This is a genomic window from Membranihabitans maritimus, assembly GCF_021729145.1.
Classification (GTDB): Bacteria; Bacteroidota; Bacteroidia; order Chitinophagales; family Saprospiraceae; genus Membranihabitans; species Membranihabitans maritimus.
On the sequence record NZ_JAJSLW010000109.1, the window covers coordinates 1 to 267 of the forward strand.

Annotated in this window: 1 pseudogene; it reads left to right on the top strand. The window is 42.3% G+C overall.

The window, feature by feature from the left end:
• A pseudogene (locus LVD47_RS23515) lies at positions 1-267 on the top strand (exodeoxyribonuclease III); the annotation flags it as partial.

Genomic DNA, 267 nt, shown 5'->3' on the forward strand with positions numbered 1-267 from the left:
ATAACGAAGAGCACCAAAAGCGCATGATCATGGCAACGTTTTTAAATGAAAACGGCGAAAAGGTCACGGTGCTAAACGGCTACTTCCCTCAAGGGGATAACATCAACCACGAAACAAAATTCCCATACAAACGTCAGTTCTATAAAGATCTGATGACTTACCTAAACGATCATCACAATAGTGACGAGCAATTGATTGTTATGGGTGACATCAACATCAGCCCTATTGATGCAGATATCGGTATCGGCGAACCAAACCGTAAGCGTT